Below are 18,150 nucleotides of genomic sequence, written 5' to 3' on the forward strand. Positions count from 1 at the left end.
TTATTTTATTTTGATGATTAAAGCATCTTTAACGCCTTTATAGGTGATAATATCACCATCTTCACTTTGTGTATTTCCAGCAATAACTAACTTTTCGTCGGTAGTTTCTATAATTCCGTAAGCAATATCTAATTGTGATCCACCAAAGTTTTTCTCCCAAGTTAGATTTCCTGTATCTGTAATTTTTACAACCCAAAAATCATTTTGACCATAATTTGAATTTACATCAACATTGTTGCTTTTTGCGCTTCCTACAACAGCAAATCCGCCGTCTTGAAGTGGTGTAATAGCTCTAGCAGATTCAAAGTCAGTACCACCATATGTGCGTTCCCAAATAAGAGAACCGTCAGTATCGTTAATTTTTATAATCCAAAAATCAGCAGAACCTTTTAGATTTGAAACATCTCCATCAGAACTTCTTGTGTCTCCAACTACAATATAGTTTCCGTCGTTTGTTTTGGCAATGTCGTATCCAATGTCAATTCCAGAACCTCCATAAGATTGTTGCCAGATTAAATCGCCAGTATTGCTGAGTTTTACAACCCAAAAATCATAGCTTCCTTGGCTATCTGTGATGTCAAAATCGTCACTTTCGGAAGAACCGGCAATGATAAAGTTGTTGTCATTTGTTTCTAAAGTCGAGTAAGATCTATCATTGTTTGTTCCGCCAAAATAACGGCTCCAAGTAATATTTCCGCTAGCATCTAATTTGTGACACCAATATTCTCCAACTCCATGTTTGGCAATAATTCCGTCACTATTGGTTGGTCCTGGTCTCCCAACACTTCCAAGTCCACCAGAAGCAGTAATATCTAAAAACCCAGTAGTGAAATAACCACCGTCACTGGTTTGTATTATGTCAAATGCTTGATCGCTTCCAGAGTATCCAAAACTTTTTTCCCAACTTATATTTCCGACTGCATCTAACTTTACAATCCATTGGTCGTAAAAACCATTGTTAATTGTCACATCTTCATCACTACTTCTGCTATAGCCAGTAACAATAAATCCGCCATCTGTTGTTGTTTTGATTGCTTCACCACGATCATCAGCGGTTCCGCCATAGGTTTTGCTCCAAAGGACATTTCCATCAGCATCTAAACGCATTACCCAATAGTCATTTTGTTCAGAAGTATGGTCAGTAATATCACCATCAATACTTTTAGTGTAGCCAACAATGGCATAACCGCCATCGGAAGTCATAGTGATGTCTTGTGCAGTATCTTCTTGTGTTCCTCCTAGTGTTTTTAACCAGTCAATTTCACCTTGAAAACCAATTGGAGTAGGTTCATCTGTTGGATCTCCAGAAGTGCTATCATCAGAAGAACAACTAAAGATGAAAACAAAGGCGAATAGTAATAATATGGTATTGTATATTTTGTGCTGTTTCATGAATTATTCATTGTTTTTTCGAATGATAAATAGTCCAGAATTGATATCGCTAATAATAATGTTTCCACTTTCAAAATATGGATATACATTCCAAACACCTCTAAAAATAGCATCATCATTCATAGGATATGTATCAAAAAATCCTTCTTCTTGTATTTGACTTCCACCAATATTTGAAATATCTAGCATGCGTACGCCAGCAGTATAATTGGCTAAGAAAAATGTGTCTCCTTTGGTATATCCGTTGTGATCAATAGCTGCTGTTGGACCAGTATAGGTCATTTTTACTGACGGATTGTCCAAGTCTTCAAAGTCAAATACAATATTTCTTGTATTGAATCCGAAGTTTAATTCGTCCAATTCATCACCTAGTATAAAATATCGTTGATCTACAGTAAACCAACCTTGATGTGTATAACCAATATTTGTGTATTCGATTGTGGATAGTTGAATCGGATTATTTTTGTCTGTGATGTCAATAATTACTACTTCATTGGTGTTACTTCCAATTAATATTTCTTTTCCAACATGTTCTGTGTCAGGTCCGTTATAAGTAACCACTTGTGCATCGTGTGAATAGGCGTCATCAGGATAACCTCCTGCTGCGATTGGATTTGTAGGATTTTGAATGTTTACAAAATGTGGTCCACCATCAAAAGAAGCGGTACTATCATCCAGCGTCATGGCTCCAACGGCATAAGCAAATCCACTTTCCTCATTGATGACAATATTATGCGCACTTCCAAAACCATCGTATAAAGCATCTGCGGTAAATACTTGTGGAGGATTGGTAACTGTACGCAAACGTGTTAAATCGAATACTTGCATTCCATGACCAGGCGCTTCACTTACAATAAATGCATGATTGTTATATACTTTAATATCTCGCCAATTACTTGCTACTGTTGCGGTTGGGAGATTTCCTAAATAAATTGGATCTGTTGGGTTTGTGATATCAACAAAAGAAGCATTTTCATTTGTACCAATTAAGGCATATTCTCTTCCCGTTTGTGGATCAGTCCATCCCCAAGAATCATTTCCTCTTACGGCGCCAAAAGTATCTAACGAAATATGACTCATTAAGTCATAGCCATCACAAGGATATTCTCCTGCAAAACCATTCTCACAAATAATTGCGTCAGGAAAAGCAATAGAGTTTGGAGTTTCACTTGGTGTCGCAACTGAATTATCATCTGATGCACAAGCTCCAAAGCACAGTACAATTGTTGAAATGATTAAAAATAGTTTGAAATTTTTCACAGTTCTTTGTTTTTTGTTAACATCATTATCCATTAATTTACAATTAATTTTTGAGATGTTGAGTTGTTGATTTTTACGACATAGATGCCTGAAGGCAATTTAGTTACAGGTACATAAAATAAAGTTTCATTTACGTTTATACGTTCGAGCACTTTCTTTCCTAATAAATCAAAAATCTCTACTTTGTTGATCAACATATTTTCTCCAGCTCTAATCATAATATGATCTTTAGCAGGATTTGGATACATCATAAAATCAAAGGCTTGTACTTGATTTGTGTTTAGTGTTGAACTTTCTCTAATTACAAAAAGTCCTCTGTCAATATCACTTATAATAATATTTCCACTTGCAAAATATGGATATACGCTCCAAGCACCGAAAAAAGTTGTATCGTTTGATTCTGGATGTGTATCAAAAAAACCAATTTCATTAACATTTGAAGGATTGGTAATATCTAAGATTCGCAATCCTGCAGTATAATTCGCTTGGTATAGTTTGTTTCCTTTTGTATAATAGTTATGATCAATTGCATTTGAGTTTCCTGTAAATGAAGTTAAAAAGTTTGGACTATCTAAGTTTGCAAAATCAAAAACTAAACCTCTTGTGTCGTATCCAAAATCAATTTCATCAGTTTCATCACCCAAATAGAAATAGCGATGATCTTCCGAAAGCCAACCTTGATGTGTATATCCAACATCTACATAAGCAATAGTAGAAAGTCGTATTATGGAAGATTTGTTACTTACATCTAAGATGACAATTTCGTTTTCGTTGCTGGCAATCATGATTTCTTTTCCGTTGTGTTCCGTGTCAGGACCATTATATATTACAATTTGTGCATCATGTGTATAACCATCTGTAGCATAACCACCAACGGAAACAGGGTTAGCAGGATCAGAAAGATCTACAAAATGTGGTCCGCCACTAAAAGTGTTACAACCTAATAAGTAAGCAAAACCAGTATTTTCATTAATAGCAATATTATGGCAACTTCCAACATCTGTTAGTACTTTATCGGGAGTAAATGTTTCTGGTGCATTTGCTACATTTCGCAAGCGTGTTAAGTCAAAAACCTGCATTCCATGATTCCCTACATTATCTGCTACAATATAAGCGTAGTTATTGTATACTTTAATATCTCTCCAGTAGTTTACGCCAGCGTTTGTTGGAATGTTTCCTAAGTAAATAGGATTTACAGGATCGCTTACATCAACAAAACAAGTTTTATCTTCAAAGGTAATCAGGGCGTATTCTTTACTCGTAGTCGTATCTGTCCATCCCCAAATATCACTTCCGTCTTCATTACTAAATGTAGATTTTGGTAAATTTGACAGTAAGTCATAACCATCACAAGGGAAAGATCCGGCAAATCCACCAGAACATGGGACAATTTGTGCGTTTAAGGGGAAAAGAACAATAAGAGCAAGAACAAAGAGTAGGTTTCGTGCAATACGTGTCATTTTTTTGGCTAATTTTGCGTTTTTATAAGGATCGAGGCTTTAAAAACAGTCGACTAAAATACGATTTTAACTTAATAAATACTACTGCAACATGTTAAAAGACAAGAATGAACAGCGAACATCATTGGCAAGTTTGGGAGAGTTTGGATTGATAGATCATCTTACAGCTAATTTCAAGATTACGCAAAGTTCTACAGTGAAAGGAATAGGTGATGACGCCGCAGTATTAGATTTTGCTTCAAAAAAAGTAGTGGTTTCTACAGATTTGTTAGTGGAAGGAGTGCATTTTGATTTGAGTTATATGCCTTTAAAACACTTGGGCTATAAAGCAGTTGTTGTGAATTTATCTGATATCTATGCAATGAATGCAAAAGCAACACAAGTGACAATTTCAATTGCAGTTTCTAACCGTTTTCCTTTGGAAGCGTTGGAAGAATTGTACGCAGGAATTGAATTGGCAGCCAAGCTTTATAAAGTAGATGTTATTGGAGGAGATACTACTTCTTCTACAACAGGTTTATTGATAAGCGTAACTGCTATTGGTGAACTTGAAGAAGAAAAAATTGCTTACAGAAGTGGAGCAAAAGAAAATGATTTGTTAGTGGTAACAGGAGATCTTGGTGGTGCATTTTTAGGATTGAAAATATTACAGCGTGAAAAATCGGTGTTTGAAGTAAATCCGAACAATCAACCAGATTTAGACATGTATTCATATATTATTGAGCGACAATTGAAACCTGAAGCTCGAAAAGATATTCCGCCTTTATTACACGACTTAGATGTAAAACCTACATCTATGATTGATATCAGCGATGGTTTATCTTCTGAAATCATGCATTTGTGTAAGCAATCTGGAGTTGGTTGTAATTTGTATGAGGACAAAATTCCATTAGATCCGCAAGTAATTTCTACCTGTGAAGAGTTTAAGCTCGATAGTACAATGGTTGCTTTAAGTGGCGGAGAAGATTATGAACTTTTATTCACCGTTAGTCAAGAAGATTTTCCGAAAATCAAAGCAAATCCAAATCTTACCGTAATTGGACATATGACACAAGAAAGCGAAGGTATTCACTTGGTAACAAGAGCAAACACAAAAATTCCATTAAAAGCACAAGGCTGGAATGCAATGGATGCATAGATTTTTTAGACTTGCTTCGCGTTTAGATTGTTAGATTCATTTCGCTCAATTCAATGATTCAAGCACTATTTTCTTTTAAGGATTTAGTAGTTTTTGAATTATGCTAATTCTAGAATTAGCATAAAAAAGCCTAAAATACATGTAATTATTGTTACTAATTTTAATAAGAGATAAGTTCAAACCAATGGTCTGAACTTATCTTTGATATGATAGAATTAAATTGTTTCAGCTTTCCATGCAAATTTTTGAAAAGCTGCATCTACAGGTGTATTAGCAATGTGATTCGTATAATTACTAATTGTTTTTTGAGCTAAACCTAAGATAATTTCTAAAATTTGTTGTTCCCCATAACCAACTGCATAAAAACGTTCTATTTCTGAATCAGTTATTTTACCTCGATTCCTAACAATACTCAAGGTCGTGTCTTTTAATACTTGTAATTTTTCCGTAGGCATGTTTTCTTCATTCCTTAAAGCTTCTGTTAAATTAGGATCTACTTTCATCGTATGTGCAATTCCTGTATGTGCAGGAACGCAATAATGACAACCATGTTCCACATTTATAGATTGCCAAACAACCGTTAATTCTTCTGCATTAAAAGATGTTTGAGTAAACAATTCATGTATTGTTTTATATGCTTCTAATGTTTTTGGAGAACTAGCTAAGACTCCATGTAAGCCAGGGAGCATTCCATATGCTTTTACAGATTGTTCTAATGATGCTTTGCTGCCTATTGGAGCAGTTTCGATGTTGTGAATTTTTAATGTACTCATACTATTAATTTTTTATTATTTGACTAATTATTAAATAACTAAACAATCGTTTAGTTATGGGTTAAAAAAAATGTTATAAATTTTTGAAGGTCATTTCAATATAGTCTTCAATTTCTTTTTCATTATTTACCTTTGATGCTGCTGCTAAACCATGTTTTGCTAGTAATAAATAATTAGCTTGCTTTAATATGGTTTCCTTATCTTTTTTGGAGTCCATTTTTAATTTTTCAATGAACAACTCTTTTAAGTTATTCATGAAAGAATTCATTTGCTCATTAATTATTTTATCTTCCTTTTCCGAAAATTCATTGTAAGTGTTCGTAATCAAACAACCTTTTTGATTTCCGCTTACATTACAAATTCTAACTGAATTATAGAAAAAGTCTTTAATGTCTTCTATGCCATTATTTGAGTTTCTAATTTGATCAAAAATGAAATTTACTTTGTTTTTGTAACTCTTCAGACTTTCTAGAAATAGACCATGCTTGCTCCCAAAACTTGAATATATCGAGAATTTATTAATACCCATTTCTTTTTCAAGCATTTGCATTGAAGTAGTTTCATAGCCATTTCGCCAAAATAGGCGCATTGCTTTTTCTACTACTACATCCTCATTATATTCTTTTTTCCTTGCCATTAGATTTAAATTACAAGACAAAACTAAACAATCGGTTAGATATAAAAAATATTTTAACTTTTATTTTATAAATTCTATCAATTTTGTTGAATTTGAATAAAAATATTTTGGTTAATTGAATATAACGTGTTCGTGTAGTGTTAGTTTTCTAGACTAGAATTCAGTGATGAAAAAAGCAAACCAGAGATAAACCGTCGGATTTTCCAAGTAAAATAAACAAGATATCAAATTGCAATGAATTCCGATTAGAAGTTCAGCTGCTATGAATTATACATGTTAAGTTATCTACGATTCTATAATATATCCTCGTCAAAACTCTACAGGGCACATCGATTAGCAAATCTACGATTTGTAGTAATGAGAAGCACTTGCGTTTTATAGTATTTTATAAAAACACAAACTTCTTTCTGCAGAAAAAAGAGATAATATTAACTAAAAAGCGTGATTTTTCTTTTTATGAAAGCTAATCAACGTTTCGTTAATGTCTTTTAGTTGAGGTGTAAGTGGAGTAATTTTACCTTTGTCATCAGTAGTAGCTTCACAGTTACAAAGCATACATTGATATTCGTTAACATGTGAGGTGATTTTTTTCGTCACTCGGTAGCGGTGACCGAAGATGCTGCAGTATAACTTTCCAAAGGAAAAAGTAGTTTTTATGCTCTTGTGATCCATTGCATTAAGTAGGTTAAGTAAGTTTTCTTTTTGGTTACACCGAAGATACTAATTTGAACCATTTATCCGATGAAAAGCATCATTTTTTAGACGAACGACACTTTTTTTGAAGTTGAATGGTAAAAGTAAAAATGAATTCTTTCGTAAATAATTTAAAAATCTGTATTTAATAAATAGATTTTTCTTACTTATATTTTTGTTTTAAGTTAAGGACTGAAGTTTTTGGGAGAATTGTTAGGAATAGAAACTTAATTTCTTACAAAGTTTTCTAAAGAAAATAATAGATCATCTTCGTTTTCAATATGACTCATATGACCGTCAGGGAAAATATCTACATCTACTTCAGAATCTTTTGTTTGATCAATTAAATCTTCAAAGTTTAAAATAGGATCACGTTTTCCAATAATCATCATTTTTTTGTACGGAGAAAAATGCAATAATACTTCACGATCTTCTCGAACCTTCATTCCTTCTAAAGCAGCGACAATTCCTTGCAAAGAAATCGTCAAGGCTTCTTTTTTAACTTCTTTGATCTTTTTTGCGAAGATTTTGCGATTTTTTGGCCTAAATAAATTCGAAATAGATAATCGGATGAATTGTTTGTGATTATACTTTACAGCTCTAATGGCTCGATCGCGATTTATTTTTCGTTCAGGACTATCTGCGCGCGAAGTTGAATTTATCAAACATAAACCTTTTACATAATCAGGATACATTTCGGCGAAAGCCAACGCTACATAACCACCCATGGAATGACCTGCTAAATGAATTTTACGCAATTTTAGTTCTTTTAAAACTGCAAAAATGGTTTCTGCCATTTCCTCCATGGTATGAATATAACCTAAACAACCTGTTTTTCCATGACCTAGTAAATCTATGGTAATGACTTTGTGAGTTTTAGAAAAAGTAGCTACATAGGTTTTCCACATGGTGCTTGTTTCTAAAAAACCGTGCAATAAAACCAAAGTATTTCCTTTGCCCGAAACCGTATAGGCAATTTCTATATTTTTATAGCTCACAAACTGTTGCATGTCGCAAAAATATGTATCTTTCGTTAGCTATAAAACCATTCCTTAAAAATGTTATCGTCTATTTTTCAAAAACTTTCACCTGCTGCTGAGAAAAAACTATTAGTCTTAGCAATTGCCACTTTTTTATTGGCAGCAAGTTGTATGATACATTTTGATACATTGCTAAAAAACGAAGTCGCTCCTTTAGGAATTATCTCGTTTGAATTAGCAAAGACACTCGATGGTAGCACAGAAATCTTAAACACTTGGAAATATACAGAAGGCGCACTATTGTCTGCAGAATGGAGTTTGTGGTTTGATTATGTTTTTATTATTACGTACACATTATTACTTTGTTTGATAATTCATCGTGTAAGGCGAACTATTTGGAAAGATCCTGAAACTTTAGGCTATCGATTAGGAATTGTAGTGATACGTACGATAGTATATGCTGCCATTTTAGATATGGTAGAGAACTTTGCCTTGCTTCAATTGTTTTATGGAGATTTACAGTCGCACTGGTCAACATTAGCATTTGTGGCTGCGGCTATCAAATTTGTCAATATCACTTTAGGAATTCTGTATGTAGTAATCAGTCTACTAATTGCTGGAATAAAAAAAATTACTCATGTCAAAAAATAAAGAACTTTTCGTTACTGCTTTTGCATTATTTTCTATGTTTTTCGGAGCAGGAAACTTATTGCTACCTCCATTATTAGGATATCAAGCAACAGATCAATGGCATTGGGTTACACTTGGGTTTATGATTACGGCTGTAGTAATTCCAATTTTTGGAATTTTGGCACATGCACGATTGCAAGGTTCGATGTTTGATTTTGGAAAAAAAGTATCGCCAGTATTTAGTAGTATATTTTGTATCATTATTTATATTATTTCTGTTACGATTCCTTCTCCTAGAACTGCTGCAGCCACACATGAAATTTCTATATTTCCCAATTTTGGAACAACTCCGTTATTAACGAGCAGCATTTACTTTGCGCTAGTTTTAGTTTTTGTGTTGAATAGGTCAAGGATTCTCAATTTTATTGGAAAATTCCTGACACCGTTAATTGTTTTAATTTTATTGACCATTATAGGAATTGGCTTATTTATGCCGCATGCTGTTGTAGATGCTTCTTCTTTTAAAACACCATTGTTTGAAGGACTAAAAGAAGGTTACCAAACGTTTGATGCTATTGGAGCTATTGTTATTGGTGGCGTTATCATCATTTCGTTAAACCTGAAAGGACACGATTCATTTGAAGAAAAGAAAAAATTGATTGCTAAGTCTGGCTGGATTGCTGGTTTTGGTCTGTTTGTCATTTATGCTGGTTTGATACTACTCGGATCGTACTTTAGTAATGAAATATACATTGATACAGCGATGAGTGGTGATATGAAACGTGCTACATTATTACGTGGTATCAGCTTGGCTACTTTAGGAAATATAGGAACAGCATTTTTAAGTGTATTAGTGGCGTTGGCATGTTTTACTACAGCAGTAGGAATTACTACAGGAACTGCCGATTATTTTAAAGGATTGTTCAATAACTCAAAAGAGGCATATACCATTACTGCAGTAGTTGCGTGTTTAATAGGAATTTTAGTTGGGCAATTAGATTTTCATGACATCATAGTCATTGCGATTCCTGTCTTGAAATTTATTTATCCAATAGCTATTGTGTTGATCTTTCTTAATATCACTTCAGAAAAGTTTGCCACACCGATTGTATTTAGAACCGTAGTTTTGGTCACATTTATTTTTGGGTTGTTGGATGCGATTCATTTCTTTTATCCGCAAAATAGTTTATTGTTAAACTTTAGAAAGATGATGCCGCTTGGGACACATGATTTTGCATGGGTTTTGCCTGCGTTATTAACGTTTGTATTGGTTGGATTTTTTCAGAAGAAATAACGAATTGTATTTTGCAATTCCAGCCTAAATAAACATAACAAAAAGTAGGTTTTTTAAGTAAACAAACCTCTCTTTTTACGACCAAAGAAAAAGTTTTATATTAGACCAAAGAAATAAGCATTCATGGCAGTTCAAGATATTACAACATATACGTATCAAAATACATTTTCATTAAGTGTAGTGCAATTTGAAAAAGCATGTGTTGTCAGCAAGCCAGAACAAGTTGATTCTTATACCATTTATTGGATAAAAGAAGGAAAAGGAACATACCATATCGATTTTGAGGAATATACTTTTGAAGGCAATATCATCTTCTTTTTGTCGCCAGGACAAGTATTTTCCGTAAGTTCAGAAAAGATCAAAGAAGCGTACAAATTATCGTTTCAACGAGATTTTTATTGTATTCAAACACACGACAAGGAAATTTCATGCAATGGTGTGTTATTTAATAATGTGTATGACTCGCCTTATGTGATTCCAAAACCAAAAGATATACAACGCTTGAGTTTGTTATTAGAAGATTTAATTGAAGAATTTAATAACGAAAATTCGGGACAGTACGATATGTTGCAAACGTATTTGAAGCAATTTATCATTCATTCGGTTCGTGTAAAAAAAGACGATTTTGTAGTAAAGTCAGCAACTGAAACCAAACTCTATAAAGATTTTAGTGTATTGGTAGAACAAAACTTCAAACAAATGCATTCAGTTTCTGCCTATGCTGATCGTTTGGGAATCTCGCCAAAATCGATTACCAAACACTTTCAAAAACTAGGAACAACTACACCAAGTGATTTCATTAAGAATAGAATTATTCTGGAAGCCAAACGCCAATTGTTGTATTCTGAGCAGTCTGTAAAAGAAATTGCTTTTGATTTAGGATTCAATGATCCTGCATATTTTACGCGTTTCTTTACCAAAGCTATTCAGAAATCTCCACTAAACTTTAAAGCAGAATACAAGAAGTAGGATTCGCCTGTTAGAATGTAAGACTCGCTTCGCTGTTAGTAGGTAAGTTTTTGAGTTTTAATTATTACATTTTTTAAATCAGTATTCACAATTGTACTTTGCAACAATTCAACATTCAACATTTAAAATTTTCCATTTAGAGTTTCCAAGTTATTCTCAATACAACTTTTCTTCATTCCATTTCAAAAAAACACTCGAATTGACGATTGAGTTTTGAATCGTTTTTTTCTTTTAAATCAGACTAAAAACCTAACAAATCTAAGAATCTAAAGACAAGAAACCCATTTGTCCAATTCTTAGGAACTTTTGTCCATTTTTTGGAATGTCTTTCTGCCGCATCTTTGTACTGTAATTAGAAATCAACGTTTCGACAACATTAAAAACACATATAATATAGATTACATTTTTAAAGTGCTTAGTCGAAAATAAAAACCAAAAATTATGAAAGACATTCAAAATAATACATGCCCAAATTGCTGGGGATATCAAGAATACGATGAGCAATATCCAGAGAGACAAATCTGCGAATGCAAAAATTAAAACAAACACATTTAACAAAATAAAAAACTATTAAAAAAACAAAATTATGAGTACAAGAATTGAAACATTAAACCCAGAAACAACTACAGGAAAATCAAAAGAATTATTTGATGCAGTACAAAACAAATTAGGATTTATTCCAAACCTTATCAAGGTATTCGGAAATTCTCCAGCAACGTTACAATCATACTTAAGTTTAGGTGAATTGACAGGAAGTGGAAACTTTAGCAACAAATTCAGAGAGCAATTGGCTTTAGCAATCGCAGAAGAAAATTCATGTAACTATTGCTTATCTGCGCATACAGCTATCGGAAAAATGAACGGATTGACTGAAGAGCAAACTGAAGCAAGTCGTCAAGGATTAGCAAATGATGCTAAAGTACAAGCTGGTTTACAATTTGCGCAAAGCGTAACTAAAAATAGAGGACAAGTTACAGGAGAAGAAATCGCAGCAGTAAAAGCAGCAGGTTACAATGATGGAGACGTTTTAGAAATTGTTTTAAATGTAGTTTCAAATACATTAACAAACTATGTAAACCACATTGCTGAAACAGAAGTTGATTTCCCAAGTGTAGAAGCTGGAAAATTTACAGTAACTCAATAATTATAAAAAAATAGTGAATTCCCTGAGTCTCTAATGAGAAAATCAGGACGAGATTCAGGCATTCACATCTATATAAATAATCACACAAACATAAATTTTAAAAGAAAATTACAATGAAAAAATTAATCGCAATTTTAGTATTATTCGTAGGTTTTTCAATGACTACGCAAGCACAAAACAAAATGATGAAGAAAGACGTGAAAACGGTTTCTTTAGAACAAACAAAAGGTGAATTCACACAAAAATCGATCACACTTTCTCCAGGAACGTACGTTTTTGAAATCGCAAATACAGGAGTTGGACACGATGTTGGATTTGTATTAGCGCCAAAAGGGAAAACAGACGCTGCAAACCACATTAAAAACGCATACGTAACGGAAGTAGTGAAGAATGATACAAAAGGACATTCAAAAGAAGTAACACTTAAAAAAGGTGAATATGTATACTTCTGCCCATTAAACCCTACACCTCAATATACCTTAGTAGTAAAATAACTACTATTGTTTTTTTCATGATTGATAATTAAAAAGCACGCTAATTAGCGTGCTTTTTTAGTGATACGATTTTGTTAAGAATTATATTTTAATCAACTTTTTAGTAGCTATTTCTCCTTTATTGGATTGAATATTTACAAAATAAACACCACTAGCTAAATCGTTAATTATAATATTATTTTGAACTTGATTTTTTAAAGCTACGGTTTTAATCACTTTTCCGTTGATATCAAAAATGGAAACATTGTCTAATACAATTCCTTCGCTAGAAACAATGCTAATTTCATCTTGAGCAGGATTTGGATACATCGTAATACGTGCATCTAAATCTGCAAATTCAATAGTAGATAATACCGTGTTTTCATAGATTTTTACATTTCTATAAAAAGAAGTTGCATCATTATAACTTCCACCGCCAGGATAATTATTGTTAGTAAACGTATTGTTAAACAGATCATTATCTGCAGCAAAGAATAAGTACGGTATATTTCCTGTGTAGAATTGACCAATTGGAATGCTATAATGTTTGTAAGTATACTTATCGGCATCCGTATAGGTGTTAAAGTCATTATTAAAAATGGCAGAAGGTGTTACATTTTGAAAACCATACAGTTTATACACAAGCAAAGGATCAAGTGCTAAATCATCGTCAATACCAATGTAGTGAAGTTCTCCATCAATAGTGCTCATAAAATCAAATTCAATGACAGTATTTGGTGTGATATCATAATTAATTTCTATCGCTTTCCAACCATTCGTAGCTATGTATAAAGTAGCGCCATTGTCATACACATCAGCAACACCATTATCTTGATTTACATCATAACTTAAAATGGTTTCATTATTAAAATTAATAATTGGCAAAAAAGTGTCGCAAGCATCAATTTCTGAAGGATTCGCGTCTAAATTCACATCAGGAAAACCATTACAAGCATCAATACTATCGCAAATACCATCGCCATCACTATCGTTATTGATATCATTTGGACAATCATCACAGGCATCAGGAATATGATCCAAATCTGAATCTAATCCGGAAGTACAACCATATAATGTAGTGAGTACATTATCAATACTCCACAAATTGTTTCTATCTGCTACAGAAGAATTCAACGCTGCTTCCATACGTACTTTTTGTCCTTGTGTAAACATCGCATAACTTGCAGCCGTATAATCCATCATATTAGTAATATTATCTACACTTCCGCAATTTATAACTGTTCCAGGATCTGGAAAATTATCTAAATCACTAATGGCATTTCCTTTTGTATTTGGAGTATCTGCAACAGAATCATCAGAATTACAATAAATATCATTTCCATTTCCACCAGCATTTGCCCAAATATGGTATACATTAAGCCAATGTCCAACTTCATGTGATAAGTTGTGAAACCAATTTTGTGTCATTTCTCCGTGTTCTCCAAAAGCCCAAGCAGACATCACATGTCCATCTAAATATGCATTTTCTTGACTTGCTACATTTGGTGGAAAGGTGGCAAAACCAGAAGATCCACTTCCATCAATGGCTTGACGAACTACATAAATATTAAAATACCGATCGCGTGGCCAATGATACGTAAGTCGCATATTAGGATCGTTGCCACGAAATGTATAAAAAGCATTTACCTGTCTGTCAATTCCGTTGGTAGGATTTCCTTGCGGATCAAACTTTGCCAAAACAAATCGCAGTTTTTTAGTATCAAATGCACCACGTACAGGAAGAAAACTAGGATCAATATTTTCATCGAACGCAGTTGTTCCATTAAAGAAAATATTCAATGATTCTATGGCTCTTTCTACTGCGGCATCCGAAATATTTTCTACGCCATTATTATGAATAATGTGTACAACCACAGGAATAATATAATCTGTTCCGATGGTTAATCCTTCAACACCTGAAAAATCTTTACTTATTGAACTTGTCTTAAACTTATGTGTAAAATTTTCCAATTCTTGAAAAGCGGCATTGTTTTCAGGTCGCAATTCAGGATGTTCAAGATACAAACGTTGTTGTACAATATCTTGTCCGCATTGTTCTTGCGAATAAGAGTAAAAAGTGACACAAATTAGGAAAATGAAGCGTAGTGTTTTTTTCATCATACATAAGGAATTCAGTAAATATAAAAGTATGTTTTTTTGAAAAATAATAATTGTTAACTTGTGTAAACGCCTTAAGTTAGATTTTTTTTAGTGTGCATTACTGTATAGTTGAATATCAAAACCATTTAACTTTTTACGAATAACCGTTATCTTTTCTTGTAAAGTAATTGGGTTAATTTTCAAGTTAGGAAATAGCGTAGGATCAGGTTTTAGTGTCAACTTTGTATAATTTTCATGTTCGTTATTTTCGCTGATAGTACGCGTTTCGGTTTTTCCTTTTTTAAACAGAAATTCTCCTTTTTTTCATCAGAATACGTGAGTAATGTACACCATTCGGAAGCAGTATTGATGGTCATAATACCTAATTTGCAAAACTCATCACCAACAGCCAAATGTTCCTTGTAATTTCGACACGTATACATCTTTGTCATAATGCCTTCGGCACGAGTTATGTCATGACTCATCTTTAAAGACATTCCGGCATCATATTCCAATGAAAAATAATCGGAGAACAAAGTAATTTTTATGAAGCTACATTTTTTGCTCATTACCTTATCAATGGCGTGACACGCAACTTCTAGCGGAAATCGATCGAGTGATTTTTCTTCATAAATTTCTTTAAAATACAAGTTGGGACGCAACTTTATATGTTCTCGGGCATCTAATGACTGAATGCCGGCTTCGGTATATTTTGGTTTTTCTTCTTTCATGATTAAAAATAAATTAATAATTATATCGAAGATTCTGATTTAGAAATGTAATCTTTCATACTTACGACCACGTAATTAAATTCAATGTTTTTCTGATCAATTTCTTCTGAAAAATGTATAATAAGTCCGGTAACAATTTCTCCTATCTTAGGATAATTTTCTACAGTAATTCTGTTTTTACTAATGTATGGAGCTAGAACAATACCATAAAATTTTTTATTAATATCTATATAAATGCCATGTGGTTCTATCTTAAAAACTTTACCAGAAATGATTTCTCCTATGTGTAATTCTTTTTTTAGTGTATTCCAGCTATTTATATTTCGTATCATTGTCTAAATGTTTTAACACGAAAAAAGTACTTAACTTCTTTTTTTCCATGATTAAGCATGTATTTGTAACTGAATATCAAATCCATTCAGGTTTTTGCGCAATTCATCAATCTTTTCTTGTAACGCTTTTGGATTCATAGTAAAGTCAGGGAAAATAGTAGCATCCGGTTTTACTGTGATTTTAGTGTAATTTTCCTTTTCGTCGCTTCCGCAGATAGTTCTCGTTTCAGTTTTCCCTTCTTTAAATAAAAACTCTCCTTTTTGTCCGTTTGAATAGGTCAGTAATTTGCACCATTCTGCCGTTGCATTAATTCGTATCAGACCAACGGATCCATTAAGACCAGATTCAAAATCATCTTTTTTCCAAAATGATACTTTTTCTGAAATTTCTAATAAAACAGCCTCTGCTTTTGTAATATCACCTTCATAACGATGGCGTGTTTCTAGAGACATTCCTGCATTAAATTCAACAGAAAAGGTATCTGCATATAAGTTCACAATAATCGTTGTACTATTTTGATCAATCACATATTGAATGATTTCTAACGGAATTGAATCGAGTGATTTTTCTTCAAACAAAGTTTTAAAATACCATTGCGGCCGCATGCGAATATGCTCAGATGGTTCAATATGATGAATCATAGATATGTGTGAGTTGATGAAGACTAAATATACTAAAAACTCATAACTAACCATTGATTAATTATGAGTTTTTTAAGTATGTATGAGTTTGAAAAACAGCTTTGTAACGCTGTGAAGTGATCTAAAAAATTACGAATTCATCAAATCTTCAATTTCGTCTGCTTCAATAGGAATATTACGCATTAAATTAAATGGTTCACCAGTTTCTTGAATTACAACATCATCTTCTAAACGAATTCCAAAACCTTCATCAGGAATGTAAATTCCTGGTTCAACGGTAAACACCATATTTGCAGTCATTGGTTCTGTTAAAATTCCGTAATCATGCGTGTCCAATCCAATATGGTGAGAAGTTCCGTGCATAAAGTACTTTTTATATGCTGGCCAATCTGGATTTTCGTTTTGTACATCTGCTTTGTCAAGTAATCCTAAACCTAACAACTCTGATGTCATTATTTTTCCAACTTCCACATGGTAGTCTGCCCAAATAGTACCTGGAACTAACATTTTTGTTGCTTCATCTTTTACACGATTCACTGCATTATATACTGCTTTTTGACGTTCAGAAAAACGACCAGACACAGGAATTGTTCGTGTCATATCGCTTGCATAATTGGCGTATTCTGCTCCAACATCCATCAAAATTAAATCACCAGCTTTACATTGCTGATTGTTTTCAATATAATGCAACACATTAGCGTTGTTTCCTGCTGCTACAATTGGCGTATAAGCAAACTTCTTAGAGCGATTGCGTAAAAATTCGTGAATCAATTCTGCTTCAATTTCATATTCCCAAACACCAGGTTTTACAAAACTTAATAATCGACGGAAGCCTTTTTCCGTAATGTCACAGGCTGTTTGCATCAAATCTAGTTCGATAGGATCTTTTACAGAGCGTAAACGTTGTAAAATAGGATTACTTTTTGCAACACTGTGTGCAGGATATTTGTTTTTTAACCATTTCGTAAAACGGTCTTCACGAGTTTCTGTTTCTACATTGGCGCGATAATGTTCGTTGGTGTTGATGTAAACCGTATCGCATTGCGTCATTATTTCAAACATTACTTTTTCTAGGTCTTGTAGCCAATATACTGTTTTGATTCCTGCAGTTGCTAAAGCCGCTTCTTTTGTAAGTTTTTCTCCTTCCCAAACCGCAATATGTTCGTTTGTTTCTTTTAAAAATAAAATCTCACGATGTTGCTCTTTTGGACAATCTGGAAATAATACTAAAATACTTTCTTCTTGATCTACACCACTTAAATAAAAAATATCTCTATGTTGCTCAAAAGGCATCGTACTGTCGGCACTAATAGGATAAATATCATTCGAATTAAAGACAGCTAAACTATTTGGCTTCATCTGCGCCATAAAATTCTTTCTATTCTTAATAAATAAGTTGCGATCTATTGGATGGTATTTCATTGTGGTAATTTTAAATTGATTTCCTTCAAAAATAATCAAACAAAAAACGAATACAGTAGCCAAATGGCATTTTTTTAATA

General features: G+C 33.1%; 17 protein-coding genes. 6 read left to right on the forward strand and 11 right to left on the reverse strand.

The window, feature by feature from the left end:
* From ACOQOS_RS16355 to ACOQOS_RS16365, 3 genes are read right to left on the reverse strand one after another with little or no spacing between them, the layout of a single operon-like run.
* A complete protein-coding gene (locus ACOQOS_RS16355; RefSeq protein WP_420571545.1) occupies positions 1-1,392 on the reverse strand; it encodes a hypothetical protein in 1,392 nt (463 codons plus the stop codon).
* Between the two features lie 3 nt (positions 1,393-1,395).
* The gene (locus tag ACOQOS_RS16360) at positions 1,396-2,685 is read right to left on the reverse strand and encodes a choice-of-anchor B family protein (RefSeq protein WP_420571546.1); all 1,290 of its coding nucleotides are present in this window, start codon (positions 2,683-2,685) and stop codon (positions 1,396-1,398) included.
* Entirely contained in the window at positions 2,685-4,112 is a 1,428-nt protein-coding gene (locus ACOQOS_RS16365) for a choice-of-anchor B family protein (protein ID WP_420571547.1), read from the reverse strand. The genes ACOQOS_RS16360 and ACOQOS_RS16365 overlap by 1 nt, the downstream gene beginning before the upstream one ends.
* Before the next feature lie 91 nt (positions 4,113-4,203).
* Here ACOQOS_RS16365 and thiL point away from each other — a divergent pair, with 91 nt between their 5' ends.
* On the forward strand, positions 4,204-5,250 hold the full coding sequence (gene thiL / locus ACOQOS_RS16370; RefSeq protein WP_420571548.1) for a thiamine-phosphate kinase: 1,047 nt from the start codon (positions 4,204-4,206) through the stop codon (positions 5,248-5,250).
* Positions 5,251-5,465: 215 nt separating this feature from the next.
* Here the strand turns inward: thiL and ACOQOS_RS16375 are convergent, their stop codons facing one another.
* From ACOQOS_RS16375 to ACOQOS_RS16385, 3 genes are all read right to left on the reverse strand, one after another.
* Positions 5,466-6,023: a carboxymuconolactone decarboxylase family protein gene (locus tag ACOQOS_RS16375; RefSeq protein ID WP_420571549.1), complete on the reverse strand. Its 558-nt coding sequence runs from the start codon at positions 6,021-6,023 to the stop codon at positions 5,466-5,468.
* A 73-nt stretch (positions 6,024-6,096) separates the two neighbouring features.
* Positions 6,097-6,660, reverse strand: a complete 564-nt coding sequence (locus ACOQOS_RS16380) for a TetR/AcrR family transcriptional regulator (RefSeq protein WP_420571550.1) — start codon at positions 6,658-6,660, stop codon at positions 6,097-6,099.
* Between the two features lie 920 nt (positions 6,661-7,580).
* Positions 7,581-8,363: an alpha/beta fold hydrolase gene (locus ACOQOS_RS16385; protein WP_420571551.1), complete on the reverse strand. Its 783-nt coding sequence runs from the start codon at positions 8,361-8,363 to the stop codon at positions 7,581-7,583.
* 48 nt (positions 8,364-8,411) lie between these two features.
* Here ACOQOS_RS16385 and ACOQOS_RS16390 point away from each other — a divergent pair, with 48 nt between their 5' ends.
* The 5 genes from ACOQOS_RS16390 (at position 8,412) to ACOQOS_RS16410 (ending at position 12,864) form a co-directional block, all read left to right on the forward strand.
* Positions 8,412-8,984 (forward strand): hypothetical protein, encoded by a 573-nt coding sequence (locus tag ACOQOS_RS16390; protein WP_420571552.1) that lies wholly within the window; start codon positions 8,412-8,414, stop codon positions 8,982-8,984.
* Positions 8,971-10,257 (forward strand): branched-chain amino acid transport system II carrier protein, encoded by a 1,287-nt coding sequence (gene brnQ / locus ACOQOS_RS16395; RefSeq protein ID WP_420571553.1) that lies wholly within the window; start codon positions 8,971-8,973, stop codon positions 10,255-10,257. Before ACOQOS_RS16390 ends, brnQ begins: the two co-directional genes overlap by 14 nt.
* A gap of 123 nt (positions 10,258-10,380) precedes the next feature.
* The gene (locus tag ACOQOS_RS16400) at positions 10,381-11,226 is read left to right on the forward strand and encodes a helix-turn-helix domain-containing protein (protein WP_420571554.1); all 846 of its coding nucleotides are present in this window, start codon (positions 10,381-10,383) and stop codon (positions 11,224-11,226) included.
* 586 nt (positions 11,227-11,812) lie between these two features.
* Positions 11,813-12,370 carry a carboxymuconolactone decarboxylase family protein gene (locus ACOQOS_RS16405; protein ID WP_420571555.1) on the forward strand — a complete coding sequence of 186 codons (558 nt, stop codon included), beginning with the start codon at positions 11,813-11,815 and terminating at the stop codon, positions 12,368-12,370.
* A 113-nt stretch (positions 12,371-12,483) separates the two neighbouring features.
* Positions 12,484-12,864 carry a plastocyanin/azurin family copper-binding protein gene (locus tag ACOQOS_RS16410; RefSeq protein WP_420571556.1) on the forward strand — a complete coding sequence of 127 codons (381 nt, stop codon included), beginning with the start codon at positions 12,484-12,486 and terminating at the stop codon, positions 12,862-12,864.
* An 81-nt stretch (positions 12,865-12,945) separates the two neighbouring features.
* Here the strand turns inward: ACOQOS_RS16410 and ACOQOS_RS16415 are convergent, their stop codons facing one another.
* The 5 genes from ACOQOS_RS16415 to ACOQOS_RS16435 all read right to left on the reverse strand — a co-directional run bounded on the left by ACOQOS_RS16415 (position 12,946) and on the right by ACOQOS_RS16435 (position 18,070).
* The gene (locus tag ACOQOS_RS16415; protein ID WP_420571557.1) at positions 12,946-14,964 is read right to left on the reverse strand and encodes a zinc-dependent metalloprotease; all 2,019 of its coding nucleotides are present in this window, start codon (positions 14,962-14,964) and stop codon (positions 12,946-12,948) included.
* A 215-nt stretch (positions 14,965-15,179) separates the two neighbouring features.
* Positions 15,180-15,674: a hypothetical protein gene (locus ACOQOS_RS16420; protein ID WP_420571558.1), complete on the reverse strand. Its 495-nt coding sequence runs from the start codon at positions 15,672-15,674 to the stop codon at positions 15,180-15,182.
* A gap of 20 nt (positions 15,675-15,694) precedes the next feature.
* The gene (locus tag ACOQOS_RS16425) at positions 15,695-16,006 is read right to left on the reverse strand and encodes a S1 RNA-binding domain-containing protein (protein ID WP_420571559.1); all 312 of its coding nucleotides are present in this window, start codon (positions 16,004-16,006) and stop codon (positions 15,695-15,697) included.
* Between the two features lie 51 nt (positions 16,007-16,057).
* Positions 16,058-16,648 carry a hypothetical protein gene (locus ACOQOS_RS16430; RefSeq protein WP_420571560.1) on the reverse strand — a complete coding sequence of 197 codons (591 nt, stop codon included), beginning with the start codon at positions 16,646-16,648 and terminating at the stop codon, positions 16,058-16,060.
* Positions 16,649-16,777: 129 nt separating this feature from the next.
* Positions 16,778-18,070: an aminopeptidase P N-terminal domain-containing protein gene (locus ACOQOS_RS16435; RefSeq protein ID WP_420571561.1), complete on the reverse strand. Its 1,293-nt coding sequence runs from the start codon at positions 18,068-18,070 to the stop codon at positions 16,778-16,780.
* Positions 18,071-18,150: the final 80 nt, after the last annotated feature.

The sequence above is a fragment of the Kordia sp. genome, assembly GCF_965224175.1.
Taxonomy (GTDB): Bacteria; Bacteroidota; Bacteroidia; order Flavobacteriales; family Flavobacteriaceae; genus Kordia.

Excerpts from the sequence above, each read along its gene's own strand:
- ACOQOS_RS16355 (WP_420571545.1), bottom strand. The coding sequence starts at position 1,392 with ATGAAACAGCACAAAATATACAATACCATATTATTACTATTCGCCTTT.
- ACOQOS_RS16360 (WP_420571546.1), bottom strand. The coding sequence starts at position 2,685 with ATGGATAATGATGTTAACAAAAAACAAAGAACTGTGAAAAATTTCAAA.
- ACOQOS_RS16365 (WP_420571547.1), bottom strand. The coding sequence starts at position 4,112 with ATGACACGTATTGCACGAAACCTACTCTTTGTTCTTGCTCTTATTGTT.
- thiL (WP_420571548.1), top strand. The coding sequence starts at position 4,204 with ATGTTAAAAGACAAGAATGAACAGCGAACATCATTGGCAAGTTTGGGA.
- ACOQOS_RS16375 (WP_420571549.1), bottom strand. The coding sequence starts at position 6,023 with ATGAGTACATTAAAAATTCACAACATCGAAACTGCTCCAATAGGCAGC.
- ACOQOS_RS16380 (WP_420571550.1), bottom strand. The coding sequence starts at position 6,660 with ATGGCAAGGAAAAAAGAATATAATGAGGATGTAGTAGTAGAAAAAGCA.
- ACOQOS_RS16385 (WP_420571551.1), bottom strand. The coding sequence starts at position 8,363 with ATGCAACAGTTTGTGAGCTATAAAAATATAGAAATTGCCTATACGGTT.
- ACOQOS_RS16390 (WP_420571552.1), top strand. The coding sequence starts at position 8,412 with ATGTTATCGTCTATTTTTCAAAAACTTTCACCTGCTGCTGAGAAAAAA.
- brnQ (WP_420571553.1), top strand. The coding sequence starts at position 8,971 with ATGTCAAAAAATAAAGAACTTTTCGTTACTGCTTTTGCATTATTTTCT.
- ACOQOS_RS16400 (WP_420571554.1), top strand. The coding sequence starts at position 10,381 with ATGGCAGTTCAAGATATTACAACATATACGTATCAAAATACATTTTCA.
- ACOQOS_RS16405 (WP_420571555.1), top strand. The coding sequence starts at position 11,813 with ATGAGTACAAGAATTGAAACATTAAACCCAGAAACAACTACAGGAAAA.
- ACOQOS_RS16410 (WP_420571556.1), top strand. The coding sequence starts at position 12,484 with ATGAAAAAATTAATCGCAATTTTAGTATTATTCGTAGGTTTTTCAATG.
- ACOQOS_RS16415 (WP_420571557.1), bottom strand. The coding sequence starts at position 14,964 with ATGATGAAAAAAACACTACGCTTCATTTTCCTAATTTGTGTCACTTTT.
- ACOQOS_RS16420 (WP_420571558.1), bottom strand. The coding sequence starts at position 15,674 with ATGAAAGAAGAAAAACCAAAATATACCGAAGCCGGCATTCAGTCATTA.
- ACOQOS_RS16425 (WP_420571559.1), bottom strand. The coding sequence starts at position 16,006 with ATGATACGAAATATAAATAGCTGGAATACACTAAAAAAAGAATTACAC.
- ACOQOS_RS16430 (WP_420571560.1), bottom strand. The coding sequence starts at position 16,648 with ATGATTCATCATATTGAACCATCTGAGCATATTCGCATGCGGCCGCAA.
- ACOQOS_RS16435 (WP_420571561.1), bottom strand. The coding sequence starts at position 18,070 with ATGAAATACCATCCAATAGATCGCAACTTATTTATTAAGAATAGAAAG.